Source organism: Paenibacillus diazotrophicus, from assembly GCF_042610465.1.
On the sequence record NZ_JBGJZN010000006.1, the window covers coordinates 345,512 to 371,548 of the forward strand.

Annotated in this window: 26 protein-coding genes; 19 read left to right on the plus strand and 7 right to left on the minus strand. The window is 49.5% G+C overall.

The genetic code is table 11. The annotated features are described in order from the left end of the window. Positions 1-5: 5 nt before the first annotated feature. Positions 6-1,166: a sporulation protein YhbH gene (yhbH, locus tag ACAN54_RS22380; RefSeq protein WP_379160934.1), complete on the minus strand. Its 1,161-nt coding sequence runs from the start codon at positions 1,164-1,166 to the stop codon at positions 6-8. A 208-nt stretch (positions 1,167-1,374) separates the two neighbouring features. Here yhbH and ACAN54_RS22385 point away from each other — a divergent pair, with 208 nt between their 5' ends. Next, positions 1,375-2,313, plus strand: a complete 939-nt coding sequence (locus ACAN54_RS22385) for an RAD23 family protein (protein WP_379160711.1) — start codon at positions 1,375-1,377, stop codon at positions 2,311-2,313. A 110-nt stretch (positions 2,314-2,423) separates the two neighbouring features. Here the strand turns inward: ACAN54_RS22385 and ACAN54_RS22390 are convergent, their stop codons facing one another. Continuing rightward, positions 2,424-2,825 carry a hypothetical protein gene (locus tag ACAN54_RS22390; RefSeq protein ID WP_379160714.1) on the minus strand — a complete coding sequence of 134 codons (402 nt, stop codon included), beginning with the start codon at positions 2,823-2,825 and terminating at the stop codon, positions 2,424-2,426. A 175-nt stretch (positions 2,826-3,000) separates the two neighbouring features. On the opposite strand from ACAN54_RS22390, the gene ACAN54_RS22395 reads away from it, so the two are divergent. Then, complete coding sequence (locus ACAN54_RS22395; RefSeq protein WP_379160717.1) at positions 3,001-3,378, plus strand: DUF423 domain-containing protein; 378 nt, start codon at positions 3,001-3,003, stop codon at positions 3,376-3,378. A gap of 105 nt (positions 3,379-3,483) precedes the next feature. On the opposite strand, the gene ACAN54_RS22400 is transcribed toward ACAN54_RS22395, so the two are convergent. Then, complete coding sequence (locus tag ACAN54_RS22400; RefSeq protein ID WP_379160720.1) at positions 3,484-4,008, minus strand: hypothetical protein; 525 nt, start codon at positions 4,006-4,008, stop codon at positions 3,484-3,486. Positions 4,009-4,228: 220 nt separating this feature from the next. Between ACAN54_RS22400 and ACAN54_RS22405 the strand changes: the two genes are divergently transcribed. The 9 genes from ACAN54_RS22405 to ACAN54_RS22445 all read left to right on the plus strand — a co-directional run bounded on the left by ACAN54_RS22405 (position 4,229) and on the right by ACAN54_RS22445 (position 14,685). After that, a complete protein-coding gene (locus tag ACAN54_RS22405; RefSeq protein ID WP_379160723.1) occupies positions 4,229-4,531 on the plus strand; it encodes a YunC family protein in 303 nt (100 codons plus the stop codon). 292 nt (positions 4,532-4,823) lie between these two features. Beyond that, a complete protein-coding gene (locus tag ACAN54_RS22410) occupies positions 4,824-5,285 on the plus strand; it encodes a Dps family protein (RefSeq protein ID WP_379160726.1) in 462 nt (153 codons plus the stop codon). Positions 5,286-5,580: 295 nt separating this feature from the next. Beyond that, positions 5,581-6,363: a Fe-S cluster assembly ATPase SufC gene (sufC, locus tag ACAN54_RS22415; RefSeq protein ID WP_379160729.1), complete on the plus strand. Its 783-nt coding sequence runs from the start codon at positions 5,581-5,583 to the stop codon at positions 6,361-6,363. Positions 6,364-6,390: 27 nt separating this feature from the next. Then, entirely contained in the window at positions 6,391-7,692 is a 1,302-nt protein-coding gene (gene sufD, locus ACAN54_RS22420; RefSeq protein WP_379160732.1) for a Fe-S cluster assembly protein SufD, read from the plus strand. Continuing rightward, positions 7,689-8,915: a cysteine desulfurase gene (locus tag ACAN54_RS22425; protein WP_379160735.1), complete on the plus strand. Its 1,227-nt coding sequence runs from the start codon at positions 7,689-7,691 to the stop codon at positions 8,913-8,915. The genes sufD and ACAN54_RS22425 overlap by 4 nt, the downstream gene beginning before the upstream one ends. Beyond that, positions 8,902-9,345 (plus strand): Fe-S cluster assembly sulfur transfer protein SufU, encoded by a 444-nt coding sequence (gene sufU / locus ACAN54_RS22430; protein ID WP_379160739.1) that lies wholly within the window; start codon positions 8,902-8,904, stop codon positions 9,343-9,345. Before ACAN54_RS22425 ends, sufU begins: the two co-directional genes overlap by 14 nt. 19 nt (positions 9,346-9,364) lie before the next feature. Next, positions 9,365-10,762, plus strand: a complete 1,398-nt coding sequence (gene sufB / locus ACAN54_RS22435; protein ID WP_379160743.1) for a Fe-S cluster assembly protein SufB — start codon at positions 9,365-9,367, stop codon at positions 10,760-10,762. A 297-nt stretch (positions 10,763-11,059) separates the two neighbouring features. Further along, positions 11,060-12,829, plus strand: coding sequence for an ABC transporter ATP-binding protein (locus ACAN54_RS22440; RefSeq protein ID WP_379160746.1), 1,770 nt, complete (start codon positions 11,060-11,062; stop codon positions 12,827-12,829). After that, the gene (locus ACAN54_RS22445) at positions 12,826-14,685 is read left to right on the plus strand and encodes an ABC transporter ATP-binding protein (protein WP_379160749.1); all 1,860 of its coding nucleotides are present in this window, start codon (positions 12,826-12,828) and stop codon (positions 14,683-14,685) included. The genes ACAN54_RS22440 and ACAN54_RS22445 overlap by 4 nt, the downstream gene beginning before the upstream one ends. 53 nt (positions 14,686-14,738) lie before the next feature. Here ACAN54_RS22445 and ACAN54_RS22450 read toward each other — a convergent pair whose 3' ends face one another. From ACAN54_RS22450 to ACAN54_RS22460, 3 genes are all read right to left on the minus strand, one after another. Further along, on the minus strand, positions 14,739-14,987 hold the full coding sequence (locus ACAN54_RS22450; RefSeq protein WP_379160751.1) for a DUF7667 family protein: 249 nt from the start codon (positions 14,985-14,987) through the stop codon (positions 14,739-14,741). A 500-nt stretch (positions 14,988-15,487) separates the two neighbouring features. Then, positions 15,488-16,528 (minus strand): HD-GYP domain-containing protein, encoded by a 1,041-nt coding sequence (locus ACAN54_RS22455; protein WP_379160754.1) that lies wholly within the window; start codon positions 16,526-16,528, stop codon positions 15,488-15,490. Between the two features lie 88 nt (positions 16,529-16,616). Continuing rightward, positions 16,617-17,330, minus strand: coding sequence for a molybdenum cofactor biosynthesis protein (locus ACAN54_RS22460; RefSeq protein WP_379160757.1), 714 nt, complete (start codon positions 17,328-17,330; stop codon positions 16,617-16,619). Positions 17,331-17,483: 153 nt separating this feature from the next. On the opposite strand from ACAN54_RS22460, the gene ACAN54_RS22465 reads away from it, so the two are divergent. The 8 genes from ACAN54_RS22465 to ACAN54_RS22500 all read left to right on the plus strand — a co-directional run bounded on the left by ACAN54_RS22465 (position 17,484) and on the right by ACAN54_RS22500 (position 25,375). Beyond that, entirely contained in the window at positions 17,484-18,923 is a 1,440-nt protein-coding gene (locus tag ACAN54_RS22465) for a bifunctional metallophosphatase/5'-nucleotidase (protein ID WP_379160760.1), read from the plus strand. A 78-nt stretch (positions 18,924-19,001) separates the two neighbouring features. After that, on the plus strand, positions 19,002-19,829 hold the full coding sequence (locus ACAN54_RS22470; protein ID WP_379160763.1) for an undecaprenyl-diphosphate phosphatase: 828 nt from the start codon (positions 19,002-19,004) through the stop codon (positions 19,827-19,829). Between the two features lie 108 nt (positions 19,830-19,937). Beyond that, positions 19,938-21,041: an HD-GYP domain-containing protein gene (locus tag ACAN54_RS22475; RefSeq protein ID WP_379160766.1), complete on the plus strand. Its 1,104-nt coding sequence runs from the start codon at positions 19,938-19,940 to the stop codon at positions 21,039-21,041. A 257-nt stretch (positions 21,042-21,298) separates the two neighbouring features. Then, a complete protein-coding gene (gene yfkAB / locus ACAN54_RS22480) occupies positions 21,299-22,435 on the plus strand; it encodes a radical SAM/CxCxxxxC motif protein YfkAB (RefSeq protein ID WP_379160769.1) in 1,137 nt (378 codons plus the stop codon). An 18-nt stretch (positions 22,436-22,453) separates the two neighbouring features. Continuing rightward, entirely contained in the window at positions 22,454-23,812 is a 1,359-nt protein-coding gene (locus ACAN54_RS22485; protein WP_379160772.1) for a hemolysin family protein, read from the plus strand. Positions 23,813-24,142: 330 nt separating this feature from the next. After that, positions 24,143-24,358 (plus strand): spore coat associated protein CotJA, encoded by a 216-nt coding sequence (locus tag ACAN54_RS22490; RefSeq protein WP_379160775.1) that lies wholly within the window; start codon positions 24,143-24,145, stop codon positions 24,356-24,358. Positions 24,359-24,360: 2 nt separating this feature from the next. Continuing rightward, positions 24,361-24,627: a spore coat protein CotJB gene (locus tag ACAN54_RS22495; protein WP_074109765.1), complete on the plus strand. Its 267-nt coding sequence runs from the start codon at positions 24,361-24,363 to the stop codon at positions 24,625-24,627. Positions 24,628-24,805: 178 nt separating this feature from the next. Continuing rightward, on the plus strand, positions 24,806-25,375 hold the full coding sequence (locus tag ACAN54_RS22500; RefSeq protein ID WP_379160779.1) for a manganese catalase family protein: 570 nt from the start codon (positions 24,806-24,808) through the stop codon (positions 25,373-25,375). A gap of 63 nt (positions 25,376-25,438) precedes the next feature. Here ACAN54_RS22500 and ACAN54_RS22505 read toward each other — a convergent pair whose 3' ends face one another. Beyond that, positions 25,439-25,987: a TetR/AcrR family transcriptional regulator gene (locus ACAN54_RS22505; protein WP_379160781.1), complete on the minus strand. Its 549-nt coding sequence runs from the start codon at positions 25,985-25,987 to the stop codon at positions 25,439-25,441. Positions 25,988-26,037: the final 50 nt, after the last annotated feature.

Genomic DNA, 26,037 nt, shown 5'->3' on the forward strand with positions numbered 1-26,037 from the left:
TTTGCTCATTGTACGGCGTTCTTTTTACCAAAAAAAGTCTTCAGTGCCTGATACACTTCTTTCTTGTCTTTGATCACATAGTGCATGAACTGCTCCTGCTTCAGATGCCGGTATGCGGACATCAGCGTGCTGCTGCGGTTGTATTGGTTAACCTCTCCGTAACCGAACATGTTGCTGCGTTTCAGTAGCTCCCCGATCAGCTTGACACATCGTTCATTATCGGAGGTAAGGTTGTCGCCGTCAGAGAAGTGGAAGGGGTAGATATTGTATTTGGAGGGCGGATAACGGCTGTCGATAATGTCCAGGGCCTTCTGGTAGGCTGAGGAGCAGATGGTTCCCCCGCTCTCACCGCGGGTGAAGAAGTCATGCTCGCTAACCTCTTTGGCTTCTGTGTGGTGTGCCACGAACACAATGTCCACCTTCTCGTACTGGCGGCGCAGGAAGCGGGTCATCCAGAAGAAGAAGCTGCGGGCGCAATATTTTTCAAAAGTGCCCATGGATCCGGAAGTATCCATCATCGCAATAATAACGGCATTGGAGTGAGGCACCGTGATATCGTCCCAGGTTTTGTAGCGCAGATCGTCTGGGCTGATGCTGTGGATGCCAGGTTTGCCACGGCTGGCATTGCGGCGCAGGTTCTCAAGCAGGGTGCGTTTTTTGTCTATGTTGGACATCATGCCTTTTTTGCGGATATCGTTGAAGACGATGGATTTGACCTCAATCTCTTCTTGTGTCTTGGGGGCAAGATGAGGAAGTTCCATATCCTCGAACAAGATGTCTTCCAGATCTTCCAGATCGACTTCCGCTTCAACCGTATCCTGACCGGGCTGATCGCCCGCTTTGTCGCCTTTGCCCGGCTGGGCGGATTGGGAATCGCGGCCAAGCACGTCACCGACTTGACTTTCGCCGTCGCCTTGGCCGACGTGCTTTTGCTTGCGGAAGTTGTAAATAATCCGGTATTCATCCAGGCTGCGGATAGGAACCTTTACGATTTGTTTGCCGTCGGACATAATAATATTTTCTTCCGTCACGAGATCGGGCAGATTATCCTTAATGGCTTCCCGGACCTTCTGCTGATGACGTTCCTGATCCTGATGGCCTTTGCGGTGAAGGGACCAGTCTTCTTTGGATACGACAAACGTGTAATGACCGGATGAATGCGGCAGGATGACCACCTCCCATAGAATATAATCGGTACAGGCACAAGCGGTAACTGAAGGGCAGGTTGTAACTAAAGTATATTCATGAGGCTTAGGGATATGTGAATGGAACGGCCGTTAAGTTTATGCAACCCGGGGGAAGGGTTATTCGTTTATAAGAGTAAGCCTTGCCAGGCGATTCGATTACCGATTCACCAAAGAGGAGGCAGTCAACATGAAATCACCACGTGCACTACCTGTTCTGGCGGCAACTGCTGTATTATTACTGGCGATAACCGCATGCAGTGACAATACCCCGGCTGAGGCTCCGGTAGCGCCATCGGCCACTGCTTCTGCCTCTCCGGAACAGAACACGGCATCACCGTCGCCAAGCCCTGTGGCTGAACCCAGTTCATCTCCCGCAACTGAACCTGTTTCATCTCCTGTAGGGGACGCGCAGACGATTCACGGTACAGGGATCTACGTCGGACAGATCGACAATCATTCGGTAGAGATCAAGACAGAAGAAGGGGCAACATCATTTGAGCTTGGCGCGGGGCTGGAAAAGTCTCTGGAGTCTTTGAATATGGATGATCCTGTAGTCTTCGAATATGTGGAGCGCAGTGTAGAAGGGGATTCATCCATTTCGCAGCGCGTGCTGTCGAAGCTGGAGAAGTCTGCGGAGAGCGGAAGCACAGCGCCTTCTACCAGTGAACTCCCCAAGACGAGGACATTCAAGCTGACGCTGGAGGGTATGGAGGAAGAAAAGACGGCAACCCTGGCTACTGGAGCGGGCTACTCGCTCTATGTATTCGATATCTTCACTTTTGATGCGAAGACCGGCAAATTGGCAATGAAAGTCGATCCCGGATATTACGCTGAGATCACCAAGCTGCCCTCTGACTTCAATCTCGATGCTCTTCAAAAGGAGGGGGAAAAGGAACTCTCCTCTACTGGCAAAGTAACTGCTCTCGATCAACAGGAACGTGACCGGCGGATGACCGGCATCCGGCTCTATCTAACTGCCATGGGGTCGGGTCTGACCCGCGAGTATGTGGTGAAGGAAATGGACGGGCAGGGATATATCATCAAGCTGAACATCCCGCAGCGTGAAGCTTCCGAGGGTTTCGGACCGCATGTCTACGCTTCGCTGGATAGTCTGGTTAGCCGGTAATCCTGTTCCGGGTTGCAGTTTGCAGTAGGCGATATACTAAAAAGGCCGCTTCCGTTAGATCGGAGCGGCTTCTTCTTTGGAATGGGCGGCGGTCTCAAAATATTGAAGCCTTAGGATGAACCGGCATTAACGAGTACTGTGGCAATCATCAGCATGAACAGCAGCAGAATAACTCCATTAATAATAGTCCCGATAACAGCATAAACTTTGCGGCGCTTACGGAGGGTGAGTCCGATTATGCCAATGACAGTCCCGATCACATTAACCGCAGCCAGTACGAGGACAGACATCCCCAGATAAAAGATAGACTCTGCAGAATTGGTAATAAAAGAGTCGCTTCCTCCTGTGACAGAAGAGGCGTTAACACCTACAACAACGAAGGTGATAATGTAGCCGGCAAACGTAATGAGGGCGATAATAAACGAGGCGATTCCCGGGCCGGAATGTTTGAGATCCCGATAACTTGCTTCATCCAAGGCTTTTTCTTCTTTTGGCAGAGAATAATCGTCCATGCACGGCACTCCTTGTATCCTATTTGATATAAAAGATGCTTCATACCCACTTTTCCATAAGATGGCGGCAAAAGCAAGTCTTGTTTGTATACCCTTCCAATGTTGCTGCTGCTGGAAATAAACAGCCTGGTTACGGTAAGATAGGGACAAGTTCAATTGAAGGAGCTGTGAATCCATGCAACGAAGATTTATCGCCTTTGGAGCCTTGCTGGTTATGCTGTCTGTCGGCATAGGAGCGTTCGGAGCGCATCTGCTTAAAAATTCAATTAGTGAGGACTACCTGAAGGTCTACGAGACGGGCGTACATTATCACATGATTCATGCACTGGGGCTAATTTTAATTGGGCTGGTCGCGGGACAATGGGGGGAGAGCTCGCGTCTGCGCTGGGCGGGAAGACTGCTGACGCTGGGAATCCTTTTCTTCTCCGGCAGCTTGTATGTCCTGAGCATTACCGGTATTAAGGTGCTTGGAGCGATCACTCCTATCGGCGGGGTATGCTTTATTGCCGGATGGATTTGTCTGGCCTGGGAAGCTTTTTCCCGAAAAGATTGAAGAACATTCAAAGTGTAAGAACCCACATCAACAAACAAGCACCTGACCCGAAGGTTATCTTCTAGGTTAGGTGCTTGTTTGTCTGGTGTCACAGCCAATGATTTATTACGAAAATTCGTCAATCTCATTGAGCTGGAAAGTATACACTTGCTTTTCATCCACATGATACACACTGAGTGTATTAGCGGTTTCATCAAAATTCAGTATACGGCAGGGCATGGACACTTGTTTGCCGTGCCGGTTAGCACGGAGCCGAACCAGTTGGTTATTTTGAATGTATAGTCTGATTTTACCGTACGCATCCGCAGGGGTTGCTGCAGGTTTGTCTGCGGGAACATTCTTGGATTGGGGCTTCTCCGCTTGTTTACCTGTTTGCTTCACTGGCAATTTTAAAGGTTCTTGGGCAACAGCTGCGGGTTCCTGCTTCAGTGCTAGCTTTGCGGACCGGAGAAGAGAGTCAATCGTTCTTCCAAGCTCAAGACCTGAGTTAATGTTGAAATCTGTTATTTTCCCGTTGCCGTTCAACATTTCAAGCAAGTATTGCAGGGCAAGCGGGTTAGTACGGGCGTTGATCAGGATGTCGACATTAAATAAATAGTTGCCGTCCGTGTGTTGTAGTTTCTTGTCCATAAATCCCCCAGCTTTGTCAGTAGACACTATTCAAAATATTAATTTAAAAGTATATAAACTATACCATTAATTCATGAATAAGCATATACCTCGTTATTGAGAAATTAGGACTATTGACCATATTTTAACAGAGGATATAGTCCTCCGTCCACACACTGATCCCAAATATAGCATACACATACATCGTGATGGAGGATCAAGAACAAGGAGGTTAGGCGGGTTGGTTACAATGGAACCTATGGTCGTTGGTGGTCATGTAATGATTGGTGTTGAAGTGAAGCTTCCGAAGACAACACTGCTGTCAATCAGCACGGATAAAGGGTATATCATGTGCGGAGCGCTAGATGTGGGCCTGCTCAATGACAAGCTTAGTGACCGCGGCATTATAGCAGCCCGGGCTGTTGGAGTTCGTACATTGCCGCAGCTTCTGGCTGCACCTTTGGAGTCCGTAACCTTAGAAGCAGAGAAGCTGGGGATTGTGCCTGGAATGAGTGGGGCGGAAGCTTTGCTTCTTATGCTCTAAAAGACTTTCTGGCAGTTGGGTGCTTCAAAAGAGAGGCCTTCGGGCCTCTTTTTGCTGCCCTTTAGCTTTCGTCCAAGGTTGATTTATCTGGAGAAGCATAAGCGGGGCAGGCTTGGTTCATCCTACAAGCATAAACCATCCAACAACGGAGAAGTTCGGACATTGGTGTCTTCACCGGAGGGATATTTCATGTTTCGTCCTCTTCAGGGAAGGGTAAATTCAGTATAGACAACTGCACGCCGGACCATGGACAGGCAGCCGGCTAAATTATGGATAAGGAAGGGATCTTACAATGGCTAAAGCATCTGGTAAAGTAAACACTACTTCACTTGAACAAGTACTCAATCGTGAGGTTGCAAACCTGAACGTGCTGTATGTGAAAATTCACAATTATCACTGGTATGTGAAAGGAGAGCAATTTTTCTCCCTCCATGTGAAGTTTGAAGAGCTGTATGATGATATTACCCTCAAAATGGATGAGGTGGCTGAACGACTGCTGAGCATCAAAGGCAGCCCGGCAGCAACCATGAAAGAATATCTTGAATTGTCTACTATCCAGGAAGCAACAGGCAAGGAAGATACACGCAGCATGGTTCAGACACTCATTGAAGACTTCGCCACCGTGGCTGAAGAGCTTACAGAAGGTATTGAGCTGGCCGAGCAGGGAAGCGATCAGCCTACAGCTGATTTGTTCATCAAAATCCGCAGTGATTTGGAGAAAAACCAATGGATGCTTCGCTCTTTCCTGGGCTGATCGTACCTTGCAGATAATTAAATCTACAATAGAAGTAAAGCCTCCAGTGTGGGGGCTTTCTTTTTTGATTTTTGTTCATATCTTAGACCTTGCATGATGAGCTTTACTCAAAAATAGATATTTGTAAAAAAACATGGTTTGTAATAAAATTAGTGAGAATCATTGATAATCACTCCAATACACTTTATAATTATTATAATATGATATAAAATCTAATTTTTGCTGGCATCAGGGATAACCTGTTACAATACAGCTTTCTGATTTCGCAAATCCAACAATGGGGGGAAACATTATTATGGCAGCAGAATTTGTCATTGAGGGACTGAAAGCAACAATTGAGGGAAAAGAAATTCTGAAGGGAATCAACCTTCAAATGAAGGGCGGCGAAATTCACGCCATCATGGGACCGAACGGTACCGGTAAAAGCACCCTGGCTTCGGCACTGATGGGTCATCCCAAGTACGTAGTTACTGAGGGTACAGCTATTCTGGAGGGTGAAGACCTGCTCGAAATGGCTGTGGATGAACGCGCACGTGCCGGTCTTTTCCTGGCGATGCAGTATCCAAGTGAAATCAGCGGCGTAACGAACTCCGACTTCCTGCGCAGCGCGATCAATTCCCGCCGTGAAGAGGGAAGCGAGATTTCCTTGATCCGCTTTATCCGTCAAATGGAAGCCAAGATGAAAGAACTGGATATGAACCCTGAGTTCCTGCACCGTTATCTGAACGAAGGTTTCTCCGGCGGCGAGAAGAAACGTAATGAAATTCTGCAAATGATGATGCTGGATCCCAAGATCGTCATTCTTGACGAAATTGACTCCGGCCTTGATATTGATGCACTCAAAATTGTCGCTGAAGGCGTTAACTCCATGCGGAGCCCAGAACGCGGTTTCCTAGTGATTACCCATTATCAGCGCCTCTTGAATTACATCAAGCCAGATTATGTACATGTGATGATGCAAGGACGGATCGTTAAATCCGGCGGCTCTGAACTGGCTGAACGCCTGGAAGCAGAAGGTTATGAATGGGTGAAGGAAGAGCTTGGCATTGAAGATGAAACTGTAGGACAGGAAGCTTAAGATACGCCAGGAAGGAGGAAACCACTTATGACGACGCAAACCATTCTTCCGGTGGATGCACAGTTGCTCAGCGAATTGTCGCAGAGCAGCGGCGAGCCGGGCTGGCTGAAGGACAGCCGTTTGAACGCACTTACTCTGGCCGCAGGCCTGGCATTACCGAAACTGGAAAAGACCCGGATTGACCGCTGGAATGTGAACACCTATGGAAGTTATAAAGCAAGCCAAGCTATCACTGCACTTAGTGAAGCTCCTGCTTCTGTTACAGCTCTGATCAAGGATCAGGAGGAAGGCAGCCTGATTATTCAGCGCAACTCCAGCGCTATATATGTACGGCTTGCTCCGGAGCTGGCAGCTCAGGGTGTTATTTTTACCGATCTGCAAACGGCAGTCAAAGAGCATGGAGATCTGGTGCAGCGTTATCTGCACAAGGCAATACTGCCTGATGAGCATTCTATTGCCGCGCTGCATGCAGCGCTTTGGAACGGCGGGGTATTCCTCTATGTTCCGAAGAACGTCATTATTGAGACACCGCTACAGGCGGTTCTGCTCACAGATGATGCTGAAGCTGCTTTTGTTCCGCATATTCTGATTGTTGCTGAAGCAAATAGTTCTTTAACATACGTTGACAACTATGTATCGGACAAAGCTGAAGCCGGACTACACAACGGTGCGGTGGAAGTATTCGTCGGAGCAGGCGCCAAGGTGCGTTATGCTACGGTTCATCAGCTGGGTGAGGACACAACTGACGTGACTTACCGGCGCGCTGTTGTGGAGAACGATGGGACGATTGAATGGATTGTAGGCGAAATGAACTACGGTGATACCGCCAGCGATACCAAGTCCGTGCTTAAAGGCAATGGATCAAGCTCCGACGCCAAAGTCATCGCAGTGGGCTCAGGTGTACAGAAGCTTAGCTACACCACACAGGCCCAGCATTTCGGCAAAAACACGCCAAGTGATATGATTACCCGTGCGGTTATGCGCGATTCCGCAACCTCCATTATTAATGGGATTACCAAAATCGAAAAAGGCGCAACCCGGGCCGATGGCCAGCAGACAGAGAAGGTTCTGATGCTGAGTCCCAAAGCACGCGGAGACGCTAACCCGATTCTGCTTATTGATGAAGACGATGTTACTGCAGGCCATGCCGCTTCCGTAGGACAGGTCAATTATGAGCAGGTATACTACCTGATGTCCCGGGGGATTACACGGCATGATGCAGAAACACTGATCATATACGGCTTCCTAGCTCCTGTAGTGTCGCAAATTCCACTGGAGGGACTGCGCAATCAGCTCCAATCTCTTGTGGAAAGGAAGTTAGGCCAATGATTAACAGCGCCATCCGGGAGCAATTTCCCATACTGAACCAGAAGATCAACGGCCATCCTTTGGTGTACCTGGACAGCGCGGCAACCTCACAGAAACCGCGCCAGGTTATCGAGGCAGTGAAGTCCTATTATGAATGGGATAACGCTAACGTACACCGCGGCGTCCATACACTGGGTAGCCGGGCTACGGACGCTTATGAAGGAGCCCGCGAGAAGCTGGCGAAATTCCTTCACGCCCGGAGTACGAAGGAAATTATTTTTACCCGCGGCACAACAACCGCCCTGAATATTGTAGCTTCGTCTTACGGCCCGGCCCATGTGGGTGAAGGCGACGAAATTGTCATTACCCAGATGGAGCACCATAGCAACTTCATCCCATGGCAGCAGCTGGCGAAGAAGACAGGGGCAACCTTGAAATTCCTCCCGCTGCAGAAGGATGGAACCATTACACTTGCGGATGCTGAGGAGACGATAACCGATAAGACCAAGATCGTCGCCATCGCTTATGTATCGAATGTAATGGGTGTTACCCATCCGGTAAAAGAGCTGGCTGCCATCGCTCACCGTCACGGTGCTGTAATCGTTGTGGACGGGGCTCAGAGCACACCTCATATGAAGGTGGATGTTCAGGATCTCGACTGCGATTTCTACGCATTGTCCGGGCACAAGATGCTTGCACCTACAGGCATTGGCGCCTTGTATGGCAAGAAGGCTTTGCTAGAGGCTATGGAGCCTGTCGAGTTCGGTGGTGAAATGATCGACGATGTAGGCCTGTATGAATCGACGTGGAAAGAGCTTCCCTGGAAATTCGAAGGGGGTACACCGATTATTGCCGGAGCGGTCGGCCTAGGGGCAGCGATTGATTTCCTTCAGGAAATCGGGATGGATGAAATTCACCGTCATGAGATGGAGCTTGCTGCTTACGCGGAAGAGCGTCTCTCAGGGGTGGACGGACTCACCATTTATGGACCGCGCAGCCGTCAGGTCGGCGTAGTTACCTTCAATCTCGGGGATGTTCATCCTCATGATGTAGCTACTGTGCTGGATGCTGAGGGTGTCGCTGTCCGTGCCGGACACCACTGCTGCCAGCCGCTGATGCGGTGGCTGCAGGTCAGTTCAACCGCCCGTGCAAGCTTCTATCTGTACAATTCGGAGCAGGACGTGGATGCACTGGTGCAAGCTTTAATCAAGGCAAAGGAGTATTTCGCCTATGAACTTGGATGACTTATATAGACGCGTAATTATGGATCATTATAAAAATCCCCGGAACCGTGGTTCTTTTGAAGATGACGCCGTGAAGATTGAACTGAATAACCCTACCTGCGGCGACCGTATTACACTTCAGCTAAAGGTGGAGGACGGCATCGTCAAGGATGCCCGTTATAGCGGCGAAGGCTGTTCGATCAGCATGTCGTCGGCTTCCATGATGACGGAAGCGGTCAAAGGCCAGACGATCCAGCATGCGCTTGACCTGGCTGACCGTTTCTCCTGCCTGATGAAGGGCGAAGCAGCGGATTTTGATGACTATGAAGATATTGAAGCCCTTTCCGGTGTTAATAAATTTCCGGCGCGGATCAAATGTGCGACACTGGCATGGAACGCGCTGCGCAAAGGTATAGACGAGGAAGAAGAAGAGCATCACCAAGAACACTAAAAACAAGGAGGCTGACACCATGGCTAAGAAAGCGCCTGATATGGAAGAGTACCAATACGGGTTCCGTGACGAGCATAAGTCGATATTCCAGTCTGGTAAGGGACTTACGGCCGAAATTGTTAAAGAAATCTCTGCCATCAAGAATGAACCGGAATGGATGCTGGAATTCCGCCTGAAATCTCTGGAGCAATTCTATAAAATGCCGATGCCTAAATGGGGCGGTAATCTCGATGAATTGGATTTTGATGAAATCCAGTATTATGTAAGACCGTCCGAGAAGCAAGGGAAGACTTGGGAGGAGGTTCCTTCCGAGATTAAAGAGACCTTCGACAAGCTGGGGATTCCGGAAGCGGAGCAGAAGTTCCTGGCCGGTGTCTCGGCGCAGTACGAATCCGAGGTGGTCTACCACAGCATGCAGAAGAACCTTGAAGATCAAGGGGTAATCTTTACCGATACCGACACTGCGCTACGTGAGCATCCCGAGCTCTTCAGAAAGTTCTTTGGTACAATTATCCCGCCTGCGGATAACAAGTTTGCTGCATTGAACAGTGCTGTATGGTCTGGGGGAAGCTTCATCTATGTTCCGAAGGGTGTGAAATGTGAAGTGCCTCTGCAGGCATACTTCCGGATTAACTCTGAGAACATGGGCCAATTCGAGCGTACTCTGATTCTTGCCGATGAAGACAGCTTCGTGCATTATGTAGAGGGCTGTACAGCTCCTATCTACAGCACGAACTCTCTGCACAGTGCGGTCGTTGAGATCCTGTGCATGAAGAACGCTCGCGTTCGTTACACAACGATTCAGAACTGGGCACCGAATATCTACAATCTGGTTACCAAACGTGCCGTTGCTGAAGAGAACGCTACGATGGAATGGGTCGATGGCAACATCGGTTCCAAGCTGACCATGAAATATCCTGCCGTTGTACTCAAAGGCCGCGGAGCCAAAGGCTCGGTATTGTCCATCGCGGTTGCGGGCAAGGACCAGCATCAGGATGCAGGGGCCAAAATGATTCATTTGGCACCGGACACGACTTCGACGATCGTCTCCAAATCGATCAGCAAGCATGGCGGTAAAGTAACATACCGTGGTCTGGCTTCCTTCGGCCGTAAGGCGGAAGGCGCGAAATCCAACATCAAATGCGATACGCTAATTCTGGATAACTTGTCCACTTCGGACACGATTCCATACAATGAGATCATGAACGATAACATCGTGCTTGAGCATGAAGCGACCGTCTCCAAGGTCTCCGAAGAGCAGCTGTTCTATCTGATGAGCCGCGGCCTTACCGAAGCCGAAGCGACTCAGATGATCATCATGGGCTTCATCGAGCCATTCACCAAAGAGCTGCCGATGGAGTATGCGGTAGAAATGAACCGTCTCATCAAGTTCGAGATGGAAGGCAGTATTGGGTAACAAAAAAATAAAATGCTGGTGCAGAAGGCGAACTTTATGTTCGTCTTCTTTTTGTATGCGCTCTGCGGACAGGAAAACAGGCAGAATCATGGATTATCTTAATCCAATAGGATTCAGGAGGAAATGGAAGCATTTAAAGCTGAAGCTGTCCTTTACCTTGCGAGGAAGCCCGAATCTTTCGGGAAAAACCGAGAAAATGAGGATTTCTCCCCTTTGCCGCATTAAATCAAGGGTGATAAACTGCATAAAGTCACTAAAATGGAAGCGCTAAAAATCCACGCACTAAGGAGGAGAGATATGGATGTTCTCAGGCAACTGCGGGGCTTTTATCGGGAGAAGCTGAACTATCTGATTCTGTCGATTGTTTGTTTGGCAGCCGCAACTGCAGTGGGGCTTATTACCCCCAACTTGTTAAGACGTTTGATTGATGATGTTATCGTACCCATGAAGTTCACTGAGGTACCCGTCCTTGCGCTCAGCGTATTGGCCGTCGTATTTGTTAAGGCTTGTCTTCAGTTTGCCCATGGCTTTTTCGGAGGGCGGCTCGGCAACTTTCTGGCCTACCGTCTGCGCAATGCCTGTTATGAGAAGCTGCAATTCCTGTCTTTCCGCTATTATGACACGGCGAAGACAGGTGACCTGATGTCCCGGCTGACCGGGGATCTTGAGGCCATCCGGCTGTTTATCGGGTTCGGATTTGCCCAACTGCTGAATGTGTTTTTTATGGTGTTGTTCGGCTCCATTATGATGTTCACGATCAATTGGCAGCTTACCCTTGTTACGCTGATCACTATGCCATTTCTGGCTGCTGTTGCATTCAGATTCGAATCCAAGATTCACCCGGCCTTCCAGGAGATGCGGCTTGCGCTCAGCTCTCTTACCACGGCTGTCCAAGAGAATGTTACCGGTGTGCGGACTGTCAAATCATTCGCCAGAGAAGCCTATGAGGTAGAGAAGTTCTCACACCGTAATGAGCGATACAAGGATAACCAGATTTTTGCCGCGGAGCTGTGGAGTAAGTTTTTCCCGGTGATGGAGCTTTTGGCTTCGGTCAGTGTAGCTATATTGCTAGGGGTTGGCGGAACGCTAGTCATCAAGGGACATATGTCGCTTGGCGAGCTTGTAGCCTTTTTCAGCTTAATCTGGTATATTATCGGCCCTGTATGGGGTCTTGGCTTCCATATCAACAACTATACGCAATCCAAAGCTTCCGGAGAACGTGTACTTGAAGTACTTAATCAGCCTATCGATGTAAAAGATAAAGAGAATGCCCGTGAGCTTGTGGCGGCAGAAGTGAAAGGTGAAGTCGTCTTTGATCACGTGACCTTTGCCTATGGCAACAAAATGCCTGCAGTCAAGGACATTCATTTCCATGCCAAGCCAGGGGCAGTCATTGGATTTCTAGGCGGTACCGGCTCCGGGAAGTCTACCATTATCCAGCTGATGATGCGGGCTTATGATGTGAATAAAGGCAGCATTACACTGGATGGTGTGGATATCCGGGAATATAATGTACGCAGCCTTCGGACGCAGATCGCCACAGTGTTTCAGGAGACTTTTCTGTTCTCCTCCTCCATCCGCAACAATATCGCTTACGGTTTGAAGGATGTGAGTATGGAAGAGATCATCCGTGCCGCACAGTTGGCGAAGGCTCATGATTTTATTATGGAAATGCCTGAAGGGTATGATACGGTGGTTGGCGAACGGGGAATGGGACTCTCAGGCGGGCAGAAGCAGCGGATTGCCATTGCCAGAGCGCTTCTGAAGAATCCGCGGATCCTTATTCTGGACGATGCCACCAGTGCCGTTGATATGGAGACTGAGCATGAGATTCAGGCGGGATTCCAGGAGGTTATGCGCGGACGGACCACTTTGATTATAGCCCACCGGATATCCTCCCTGAGGCATGCCGATCAGATTATTGTGATGAACGAAGGTAATATGGTGCAGCAGGGTACCCACCATGAGCTGATCGAGGTTCCCGGTCCTTACCAGGATGTCTACCGGGTTCAGTATGCTGATTATCTGAACAGGGAGCATGGAAGAGGGGCAGGTGATCAGGCATGAAGCCAGAAGCTAACCAAGGGGAATTTGTAAAACTGAAGCAAAGTTCAGCCCAGGAGCAGGCGTTAGACGAACGTTTCGTGTACAAAGACGATGATATCATCGACAAGGCGTTTGACTGGAAGCAGTTCACCCGGCTGTTCAGTTATATGAAGCCCTATGCAAGACAGATGCTGCCGCTCGTGTCGGTGATGATGATCCTTGGCACGATTACGAAGCTGACGGTCCCTTATCTGACCAGTATGGCTATCGACAAGGCGATTGCTCCCAAGGCGGGGAATCCGAGTCTGACACTATTGTACACATTGACGGTTGCTGTAATTGTACTTTATCTGATCCAGTGGATTGCCGGAGTCTACCGTATTAAATATACAAATGTGATAGGACAGCGGGTCATTTATGATCTGCGTTCAGACCTTTTCCGGCATATTCAAAAGCTTTCCTTCAACTTTTTTGATAAACGTCCTGCAGGTTCAGTGCTCGTTCGGGTTACCAATGATATTAACTCTTTGCAGGATCTGTTCACTAACGGGGTCGTCAATCTGATGATCGACTGTGTACAGCTGCTCGGAATTATGGTGATTCTGCTGCTGATCAACTGGAAGCTGGGACTGGCGGTGATGATCACCGTACCAGTTATGTTCTTTGTCTCTACCAAGCTGCGCCAGAAGATCCGGATAGCCTGGCAGGATGTGCGGATGAAGAACTCTCGGATTAATTCTCACCTGAATGAGTCGATTCAAGGGATAAGAGTCACTCAGGCCTACACCCAGGAACAGGAAAACATGAACTACTTCGATGCGATGAACATGGATAGCCGGAAATCATGGAACAAGGCTTCGGCGATGAACCAGGCGTTTGGCCCGATTATTGAAATTACAGGCGGCTTCGGCACGATGATTCTCTTCTGGTTCGGAGCCTATCTGATCCAGACCGGGGATCTTACGGTAGGCTTTCTGGTCGCGTTCAGCACTTACGTCAGCAACTTCTGGGACCCGATTAACCGGCTGGGCCAGATGTATAACCAGCTGCTCGTGGCGATGGCTTCCTCGGAGCGGATCTTTGAATACCTGGATGAGCAGCCTGCTGTGCAAGACAAATCAGGGGCAACACCGCTGCCAAAAATTCAGGGTGACATTCAGTTTAATAAGGTAGTGTTTGAATATGAAAAAGGCCGGGCGGCGCTGAAAGGTATTGATCTCGATGTTAAGGCCGGCCAGTCGATCGCGCTTGTCGGTCATACCGGCTCAGGTAAAAGTACAATCATCAACCTGATTGGCCGGTTCTATGATATCAAGAGCGGTAGCATCACTATCGACGGCAGGGATACACGTGACGTGACACTGCAGAGTCTGCGCGAGCAGATCGGGATCGTGCTGCAGGATACATTTATTTTCTCAGGAACTATCCGGGATAATATCCGTTTCGGTAGGCTGGATGCTACGGATCAAGAGGTGGAGGATGCGGCGAAGGCAGTGGACGCTCATGACTTCATCAGCAGCCTGCCGGGCGGCTATGAGACTGAGGTCGAGGAACGCGGTAGCGCACTCTCTATGGGACAACGCCAGCTGTTGTCCTTCGCCCGTGCGCTGCTGGCCAATCCGCGGATTCTGATCCTGGATGAGGCGACAGCCAGCATTGATACCGAGACGGAGATCAAGATTCAGGAGGCGCTGAAGATTCTTCTTCAGGGTCGTACTTCCTTCATCGTCGCCCACCGGCTGTCGACTATCCGTCATGCGGATAAGATTGTCGTACTGGATCATGGTGAGATCAAGGAAGAAGGAACCCATGCCGAGCTTACAGCGCATGAGGGAATCTATAACGGTCTGATCGAAGCACAGTTCCGCTTCCTGTAGAGTCTAACAGCAGCAGCCCTTTCCGGCACGTCTAGGTGTGGAAGGGGCTGCCTTTATGTACTCCGGTTGCCCACTTTGCCGGTTAACATGACCTCGTACATTTGGGCACTGATCTCCTGCTGCCACTGGGCATCATTTGTATCCGTGGCAAGCCTCGCTTCATTGTTCAGCCGTGCCATTTCCCAGCAATACGCTGCATTAACCTGGAGACAATGCTGCTGTTCGGTTAATTCATAACCCGTCAGGGTCCGCTGTAGGCTTAAGATGTATAACTCCGCAAGCCGCTGATGAATGGATAGCATATTCTCCCTCCTATAATCATCCGAATGTGAAATACTATTATCATTCTCGCCATAGAAAAAGGGATCCAAACCCAGGCACGAATATCTGTGTGAAGAACTGTAGAAGGGGGGGACAAGCGGCTGCAGAAACCCGGTATATCATCAAAATAGGAGATTCCCAAACCGTCCGGTGAGGGAGTCTCCTATTTTTCTTATTACCCAGGAAATTATAATTGTCTTCTAATAGGGAGAGATGTGTTTCGACCTGCATGATCTGCTGTGCAGGAGAGGTGGCGGACTCAGAGGAGAAGTGGGGAGCACGTGGGGAACTGCAGGGAAATAAGTGGAATTAGTTGAAGCACCCGTCCTTTACGGAGCAAAGCAGAGAGCTTCAAGGCGGGCTAAATGCACCGAAGATTTCCTCTGCCACAGCCGCAGCGTTCCGCCAAGCTTCCAGGTGTCCAGAGGGTAGACCCTTGGGACCCTCCCTTGGTAAGGGAGGGTCTGGAAGGAATCGAAAATCAATCCATATAAATCTCCACGATCGTAATCTTGCGTTCGCGGGCCAGGTCCAGGAATTTGCCTTCGCTCTGTACAAGTGGACGGAAGACATCGAGCGGATTGTTCATAATGATTACACCCATTTCCCCCGTGCTGAGAAGCACGTGTTTGCCGATGAAATTCGGCATCAGATGTTGGATTAAGGCTTGTACAGTCTTGCCGTCCAGCTTGCCGAAGCTGAGTGTGTAGATCTCACGAAGAACGGAGATCAGCTCCTGCTTCGATTGATAGATCCGTTGAGAGGTCATAGCACTGTAGATATCGGCTACAGCTGCGATCTGGGAATACGGGTGAATATCAACTTTGGTCAACTGATGCGGGTACCCGGAACCGTCTTCACGTTCATGATGCTGAAGTGCCACCAGGGCTGCGGTAGGGTCATCCATGGAATTACGGATAATTTCATATCCATAAATCGTATGTAGTTTGACTTCGTCAAATTCTGCCGCAGTCAGCTTGCCGGGTTTATTCAGAATATCTGGGGAGATCCGGCATTTACCGATATCAATCAGATAGCCGGCCCGGCCGACTTCATAACATTCTTTCTTGGAATACCCCAGCCAGGTTGCTATATAATAAGAAAGCATGCCCACCTGTAATGAGTGGTTATATGTATAATTGTCTTCCCGGTCAAGCAGTAACAGTAAGGAAACCACATCCTTGTGTTTGTCCAAGGACTCCAGCGAAGGCTGAAGGATATCATCCACCACCGTCTGATTGAAGCTGCCCTTAGTTACCGCTTCCATATATACAGATTCAAAGCCGTCAATCATGGAATCGAAATGTTGGGAAGCTGACTGGATGATAGCGGGTCTGTTAGAAGACGCTGGTTCTTCCTGAGTAGATTCTATATCAACATAATCCACTCCAAGCTGCATCAGTTTTGCAATCTCTTCCATTTGAAGCACTGTTCCTTTGGGCAATACATGTAACCCTCTTGAGCTAAAGGTATCCCTCAGTAGGGAATACCCTGGTTTCAGATCTGAGACGTGTATTTTCAATGACTATGCCACCTTACTATAGCGATTTTTTCCAGCATAGCAACTAATGTAAGATTATTCAATAGGAAGAAAAGCTATTTATTAACATTTACAGACTGCGGTATTTCATAGCTTGGGGATCTGCTCCAAGCCACTGTTCTCCGGAGTCGCCGATATCTTTTTTCCATACGGGCACTATTGCCTTCAGCCGCTCAATAGCATACCTGCTGGCTTCATAACAGGTATCACGGTGGGGGGCCGATACGGCGATTATTACGCTTGCTTCCTTGAGGCCGACAAGCCCGGTCCGGTGTGCAATGGCACAGCGGGCATCCCATTTCTCTTCAACCTCCCTGCCAATTTCCTGCAGCTTGGAGAGGGCCATGGGGACATATGCTTCGTAGTATAGTGCTGAGGTGCGCTGGGTGCCAGTCATCTCACGGGTTGTACCTATGAAGATCAGCGAAGCGCCGTGACCTGCGTCCAGCACTTTATTCAGCAGAGCTTCTCCGTTAAGGGGCTGGCCTGTGATAATGAATCTTCCGTCAGAGGTCTCCTGGTCCTCTTCAGAAGGTTCTCCCCCGGACACGGGAGGAATGAGCGCTACTTCGGAGGCTTCGGAAATGAAGGAGTCGTCCGGTGCATACTCATGGTCAATGGCCACCAGGGACACTTTGATCTGCATTGCGGCATCCGGATAGGAGGCAGAGAGCAGCTCTTTCAGTCTTCCGGCAGTAAGCGGAACCTCATGCGAATGGAAGGGCAGTGAAGAGGAGCCAATGATTTCGGCAAGGCCGGCGAACAGACGAATAGTCAAATGCATGCTTGATTCACCTCGGAATGTAGGGTTATTGAACTTTCAATAATGATTCCAATATACCATATTGAATCTGAAAATGTTATGCTAAGCACTATGAGATAACAAGCCTGCCGCTAATTCTAAAACGGCTTTACAGGTGGGAGGGAAGAGAAGCATATGGAGCGAGCCATGCAGAGGTTGGTTCTGATTCACACCAATGATATACATAGCCACTTTGAGATGATGAGCCCTGTTGCTGCTGAAATAGCCAAGCTAAAGGCAATGGCAGGGGACGAGCCTGTGCTGTTGATGGATATTGGCGATCATATGGACCGGTTCTCTGTGGAGACTGAGGGGACTATGGGGCAGGCGAATATCGATATGATTAACCTGACCGGTTATGATGCCGTAACAATTGGCAACAATGAAGGACTGACCTTCCCGCATGAGATGCTCTCTGCCCTGTATGCAGGTATCCAGTGCCCGGTAGTATGCTGCAACATTCTGGAGAACTCAACCGGTGAGCCCCCCGTCTGGATGAAACGGCATGCGATTCTGGAGAAAGAAGGCATCAAAATAGGGGTTACGGGAGCAACAGCTGCTTTTGCCACTTTTTATTCGCTGCTGGGCTGGGAGGCGCTGGACCCGGAAATGGCGCTCCGGGAACAATGTGAACTGCTAGCTCCGCAGGTAGATCTCCTGATTATTTTATCCCATCTGGGGCTTCCGGCGGATAGACGGCTGGCAGAGCAACTGGAGGGGGTTCATGCCATTCTGGGCGGCCACACCCATCATATGCTGGAGACGCCGGAGATCATCAACGGAACTGCGGTCTGCGGTGCTGGCAAGTTCGGCCGTTATGTCGGACAGCTTATTTTTGAGCGGGAGTCTGCCGGGCATGACTTTGAGCTGGTGAGCGGCCAATGTTTCCCCGTGGATCCTTCGCTTACCGAGGATGTAATCTTCCCTGCGGCGGCGCTGCATTTGAAGCATGGACGGGAGGTTCTTAACGAGACGGTAGCCATCACTGACCGCGAGCTTGATCTGAATACTCTGGGCGAATCCCCTTTCGGCAATCTTCTGGCCCAGGCTGTCCGGCGCTTTACTGGAGCACCGTTATCACTGGTCAACAGCGGGCAACTGCTTGAATCTCTGCCAGCAGGCAATATTACTGCAGGGATGCTCCATGCGCTGTGTCCGTCTCCGATTAACGCCTGTATTGTTCAACTGAAAGGTAAGGATATCCGCACAGCTCTTGAGCAGAGCCTTACGGAAGAGTTTCGTACCAAGGCTATTTACGGTTACGGATTCCGCGGAAAGGTTCTGGGCAGCCTTGCAGTGGATGGATTGAAAATCCTGTACGATCCTGGGATCATGCCTTATGATAACGGTATTGCCGTCTTTGTTGACGGAGAACCGCTGGAAGACTATGCCATATATTCGGTTGGAACACTGGATATGTTCACGTTCCGCACAGGATATGAGAGCCTTGCGAACGGAACGGATCCGTTGTATCTGCTGCCTCATTTCCTGAGGGATTTGCTGCGGATGGAGCTGCAGCGGCCGGGAAGCCTTGATGAATGTGAGGTACTGCGGTGGGGTACGAAGTCTGTATAAACACTGAATTTTATTTTGTATGAATATTAGGAGCTCTAGCCGCATTAGGTTTAATTTATTTAAGATCAGGAGGATTATATGGACACTATTACAGCAATTATTCTCGCAATTGTAGAAGGAATAACGGAATTTATCCCGGTGTCATCAACGGGACACATGATTCTAACGACCAAGCTGCTCGGATTTGATGACCAGTCGTCGATTATGAAGACGTATGAGATTGTGATTCAGCTGGGAGCTATTCTGGCTATTGCACTGGTATACCGCCAGCGGATTCTGAACCTGCTGGGCATCGGGCGCGGCCGTACAGACCGGGGCGGAGTCATGAAGGCCTCCAGACTGAATCTGATCCATGTCCTTCTGGGGATTGTACCGGCGCTTGCAGTTGCTTTTCTGGCCCGGGATTTCATTAAAAGTCTGTTTGGAGCCACCACCGTACTCTGGGCGCTTGTCGCCGGCGGTATTCTGATGATTGTGGCGGAATGGGTAAACCGGCGGAAGATCCGGGTGACGGCTCATGAGCTGGATGATTTGACGTACGGCCAGGCTCTTGCCATTGGACTCTATCAGATTATTTCCGTGCTGTGGCCGGGATTTTCGCGCTCCGGTTCGACTATCTCAGGCGGTATGCTGAGCGGGGTCAGCTATAAGGCTTCGGCAGATTTTTCGTTCCTGATTGCAATCCCGATTATGTGTGCGGCATCCGGCTATGAACTGCTCGATTCCTACCAATATTTTACCAAAGATACGATTATGGATTTCGCGATCGGTTTTGTGATTTCATTTGTGGTTGCTTATGTAGTTGTGGTGGCATTCATGAAAATGATCCAGAAGATCAGACCGACCCATTTCGCGATCTACCGCTTTATTCTGGCAGCTGCATTCTGGCTGTTTATTATGCGTTAATTACAAGCTCATGACTAATCGCTCGAGGTAACGGTATATACACATAGAGTCACCTGGGGATTTTGAAACAGAAGAGCAATTTACCGTTAAAGGCAGGAGTGAGCCAAGGTGCGTCTAGTATCTGTGAACCGGCTTCAAGCCGGAATGAAGCTGGGTAAAAAAATATATAATGATGAAGGACTGGTTCTCCTTGCGGACGGGGTTGAGCTTACTGATGCAATGATCAAGCGGCTGGCCAAGATTGACATCGGGTATATCTACATAGAGGATTCCCTCACAGAAGATGTCGAGATTACCGGAATGCTGCAGGATGAGACCCGCAATCAGGCGCTCAAGGTTGTCCGGAACCAGTTCCAGCAGATGTCAGGAGTATCCGGTATTGCTAAGGGCTTTTATCATCTGGACAAGAAATTCTCCGGGGTGATGGATTCCATTCTGGATGATTTGGCTACGCAGGATGACCCCATGATAATGCTCCTGGATATGCACACAGCCGACAACTACCTGTATGCCCACTCCCTTAATGTTTGCCTGTACACACTGGTGCTTGGAATTGCTCACGGCTACAGCAGGGAGGAGTTGCGGGTAATCGGTCTGGGTGCGCTGCTGCATGATATCGGCAAAACGCAGATTCCTCTCAAAATTGTACAAAAACCCGGCATGCTCAGCGACGAGGAGTTTCGGCATATGCAGGCTCATACGGAGATTGGCTACCGTATTCTCAAGGATGAGCCGAATATCCCGCTGCTTGCAGCACACTGCGCACTGCAGCATCATGAGCGCATCGACGGCTCGGGGTATCCGCGCGGCTTGAAGGGTCCGCAAATTCATGAATATGCCAAATGGCTGGGCGTTGCAGATTCCTATGATGCGATGACCTCGAACCGGATCTATAAGAAGGCCATGTTGCCGCATCAGGCGGTTGAAGCGCTCTATGTTGGTTCAGGAACACTGTATGAGCAGAAGCAGCTGGAGCTGTTCAGAGACCGTGTAGCCATTTATCCGCTTGGATTAACTGTCAAGCTTAGTACGGGGGAGAGCGGTGTAGTAGTCAAAATAGACCCGTCAACGCCGCACAGACCGGTTGTGCGTGTGCTGAACGGACCTGAAGGCGAACCGTCCGCTCCGTATGAGCTGGATTTGGGCAGCAAGCTGTCAGTAGTGATTGTGGATGTGACCGATGATGACGGGGTTGTGGTCAGAACCACTTAATACCCGGTTCGAAGCGAGGACAGGAAACGGGCAAGCCGCATGAGTGCGGAGCATCGTGGCTGTCCCGTTTTTTTTGTTATACATATCTTAGCGGTATGAGCAGCCCTGAGCAGGATCTTTTATCGGAAACGAAGCACATAAAGTGCCCTCCCTGCAGTTTTTGCCCAGTCGTGGTATGATGTAGGTTAAGTTACCGTTCTTTTTCATTGATTTTGGGTTAATAATAAGGAATACGCATCGAAGGAGTACCATTAAAAATGAGTATATTAGAACCATCCTCAACACCTCTAAGGGAGCTGTCGCCAAGCTACGATCCTTGGGACCCGATTTCTTCACTACGCAAGCATGGGCGTCATGTGCTGACCAGTGTCGAGATGACGGTTACCAATCTGTGCAATATGCGCTGTGAGCATTGTGCGGTTGGCGACAGCCTGACTACCAAAGAAGGAGAAATGCTGCCGCTAAAAAATATGCTGGACCGTCTGGAAGAGGTTGAGCATCTGCAGACGATCAGTATTACTGGTGGCGAGCCCATGTTCCGCGCCGGTACCGTGGAGAATACCATTGTTCCACTGCTGAAATATGCTCGCGAGCGGGGTATCCGTTCCCAGATTAATTCCAATCTCACTATGCCTTATTCCCGTTACGAGCAGTTGCTGCCGTATCTGGACGTTATGCATATCTCTTTTAATTATGTGAATGGAGACGACTTCCACGAGGTGGGCTTCGCGAACAGCGGCCACCCGGTTTCGAAAGAAGCGGCTTACCGGCTCTATGACACGATGCTGGAAAATTCCCGCCGCCTCAGTAGCGACGGTATGCTGATCTCAGCAGAATCTATGATTAATTACCGGACGCATAACAAGCTGCCGGCCATTCATAAGCTGATTGGCGAGATGGGGGCAGGCCGGCATGAGGTGCACCCAATGTATGCTTCCAGCTTTGCATCGAAGCTTCCTGTGCTGTCCCTGAAGGAAATGAGCGCAGCGATCCATGATCTGCTGGATCATCGCAATCCTGAAATGTGGATGCTATTCGGTACGCTTCCTTTCTTTGCCTGCAGCTTTCTGGAAGAAGACCAGAAGCTTCTGCGCAGATTGCGGGAGGAGAAGAACGTTACCCTGCGCAATGATCCGGACGGCAGAAACCGGGTGAATGTCAATTTGTTCACAGGGGATGTGTTTGTGACGGATTTTGCCGATATTTCCGCCTTTGGCAACATTGGCAGCAGCAGGCTGGATGATATTTTTACCGAATGGCAGTTGAAGCATCCGCTCAATCAGAAGGTGAATTGCCACTGTGATGAAGCCGGCTGCTGTGGTCCCAATCTTCTCGTAGCCGATATGTATTATCCGAAGGTTGATTTCAAAACAAGAAAAGCGATCACTCTGTAGAAATGAGGCGTTGTTATAGTGCATACGGAATTTGAAGTAGGGAGATTGCTGCTCAATCTTTTGCTGGTTCTGGTGCTCGTATTGTTGAACGGCATCTTTGTGGCAGCGGAGTTCTCGCTGGTAAAGGTGAGGCAGTCCCGCCTTACGCAGCTCGTCAGTGAAGGCAACAAGATGGCTGGATATGCGCTGAAGGTTAACAAAAAACTGGACGCTTATCTGTCAGCTACCCAATTTGGGATTACTCTAGCCTCGCTGGGGCTCGGTTGGGTCGGAGAACCGGCTATTTCTGAATTGCTCGTGGAACCGCTGATGATTCAGCTTGGTGTTACTGACCATACCCTGATCTCCACGGTGTCCGTGATTGTTGGTTTCTCGATTATTACATTTTTACATATTGTGCTGGGTGAGCTTGCACCGAAATCCCTGGCCATTCAAAAAACTGAAGGCTCCGCGCTGCTGCTCTCCGCGCCGCTGATGTTCTTCTATAATGTGTTTCTGCCGTTTATCTGGGTGCTTAACGCATCAGCCAATGCACTCCTGAAGCTAGTAGGCGTGGAGCCGGCCAGTGAGGCGGAGGCAGCCCACTCGGAAGAAGAAATCCGCATTCTGATGAATCAAAGTGCCAAAAGCGGGGTCATTGATAAAGATGAAATGAAGCTGATGGACAATATCTTCGAATTCTCCGACCTGCTGGCCCGTGAGGTCATGCTTCCGCGTACAGATATGGATGTGTTATACAGCAATCTTTCTCTGGAAGAAAATATGCGGATTATTACGGAGACGAAGCATTCCCGTTATCCGGTGGCTTTTGAGGATAAAGACCGGATTATCGGCTTCATTCATATTACCGACCTGCTGTTTGCTCCGATAGAGCAGCAGAATGATCTGGCTTCGCTGGTCCGTCCTATCCTCAATGTGCCGGAATCCATGGAGATTAGTCACGCTCTGCGCCTTATGCAGAAGAACAAGGCCCAGCTTACGCTGGTGGTGGATGAATACGGCGGGACAGCCGGGCTGCTCACAGCAGAAGAAATCCTTGAAGAGATCGTGGGAGACCTGCATGATGAGTTCGAAGATGAACGTCCAAGTGTAGAACGCAACGGAGATTACATCTCTGTAGAAGGCCGGATGCTGATCGAGGATGTCAATGACCTCACTGGCGTTGTGATCGAAGACGACGAGGTGGATTCGATTGGGGGCTGGCTGTTCAAGGAGCTGGAAGGTAATCCATCCAAAGGCAAGCGGGTAATCGTTGGGGATGTCACCTTTGAGGTGGAAGAATCTACACGTCTGCGTATTACCAGGATCAATATCCACCGTGAAACACCGCTCCCAGTGGATGACGATGAGGCCGGGGAAGATGAGGAAGGCTTGTAATAAGCAAACAGACCGGATACCGAAATATAAGTATGAACTCTAAATCTGTTTTTATATATTTGCTGCCAAACTGCAGTGTTTGTTGGAGATGAGCGTCTCAAGACCGTATAACGGTTCTTGAGGCGCTTTTTTTTTGCGAGTTGGCCTTCACCTTACGCCAAACAATCTAGGGACTAGCATATGCACCTGGGACGCTGATGTATCCTTGTTCCGGCTTGCAGGGAGCAGTACTTTCCTTGGTCTATGGACTAGCCGCAGGTCATATATTGATTACAAAGTACTGTGTTTACTCCGGTAATGAGCTGCAAGTAATCAGAGGAGGAGAAAAGTATGAATCCCCAGGAACGCGTATGGACCCCTTACCGTGGCCCGTTTGATCCTTGCCCGCCGGTGCCATTCAAGACGTATGTAGTACCCCCGAATCAATTTATTAATTTCCAGCCGCCTAACTTGCCGCAGTTTGCTTTACCCGAGGCTCTAAAAGCGGGTACGCTATGGCCTGCCCTGTTCAGCCCGTATGAATCCAAGAGCAAAGGAGGCAAGTAAACATGGAAGCAAGTCCTTGCGAACCACGTTACTATGAGATGCTGGAGCAGCTGCAGGTTCTCGATTTTGCATTGGTGGAGCTGAATTTGTATCTGGATACTCATCTTGAGGATCTAAAGGCCATCGAGCAATTCAACCAGTTGACTCAGGAGCGCACACGGCTGGCGAACCAGTTCCAGGAGCTGTATGGTCCGCTTCAGAACTTCGGCCGCGCCTATTCGAAATGTCCATGGGAATGGAATCAGACCCCCTGGCCTTGGCAGGTCTAGCTGGCAGATGCCTACGCTCACATAACTAAGCGTAGGCTTCCAAAGTGAGTTTTGTACGAAGCTTATTCAAGGATGCTTATGCTCACAAAACTAAGTGCATGCTTCCGAAGCAAGTTTTGTACGATGCTTATTCAAGGATGCTTATGCTCACAAAACTTTTAGGAGGGATAGTTCCCAAATGTGGATATATGAGAAAAAACTGCAATATCCGGTACGTGTAAGCAAATGCGACGTACGGATGGCGCGTTACCTAATGGAGCAGTATGGGGGAGCGGACGGGGAGCTGGCAGCTGCGCTGAGGTACATGAATCAGCGGTATGCCATTCCGGACAAAGTAATTGGTGTGCTGACGGATATATCGACTGAGGAATTTGCTCATCTTGAAATGATTGCCACAATGATCTATAAGCTGACCAAGGACGCCACTATTGATCAATTGGAAGCTGCCGGACTCGGGCCGAACTACGCGACGCGGGATCATGCGCTGTTCTACCAGAATGCAGCGGGAGTTCCATGGACAGCAACATATATTCAGGCCAAGGGTGACCCGCTCGCCGACCTGTACGAAGACATCGCAGCCGAAGAAAAGGCCCGGGCTACATATCAGTGGCTGATCGACATGACGGACGATGTGGACCTGCAGGACAGCCTGAAGTTCCTGAGGGAGCGGGAGATTGTGCATGCGCTGAGGTTCCAGGAGTCTGTGCAGATTATTATTGAGGATAGGGAGAAGAAGCGGGTGTTCTGAGGAGAAATAAGAAAATAGTATTCAAACTGCCGTTCTCTTTTATAAGAGAGCGGTTTTTTGGATTCACAGCCCCTGTTTGATCAAATTCCAGATACGTTCGAACCTGTCTTGGTAGTCTGGGTAATTCCAGGATTCTTTGAAGGATGGGAGGCTAAATACCGCAAACGCGGATAGAATTGCCTCTGCCCTTTCTAAGTGGGGATCGTGATAGTCCATGAATCCGTCAATAATTTGGTAGGAATCCCAGAGAACGTCTCGTAATACCAGTGGATTGCTATCCACGTATTGCGTATTCAGGGCGAACATCTTGGGATTCTCGTTATAGGCGCGTTTTTTGGCGTTAGCAAATGCCCAGAGCCAATCATGTAGCAATTCCTTTGGACTAGCCGCATTAGTCATATCGATTTGGATTTGTTCTGAAATCATCCGGTTGAACCAGCTCTTAGACACGGCTGCCCAGAGCTCTTGCTTATTTTTAAAGTGTTTATAGAGCGCGGCGTGGGTGATACTTAATTCATCTGCAATTTGGGAGAGCGTCACTTCGGATTTGTCTGTGCGCTCCATTAAAGCCTCAGCTGTTTCAATAATGAGCTCTTGTGTGATTTTAGCCATCTTGCTGCCAACCCTTTCTTCTTCAATAAATTCCTGAATTATCGTTTATA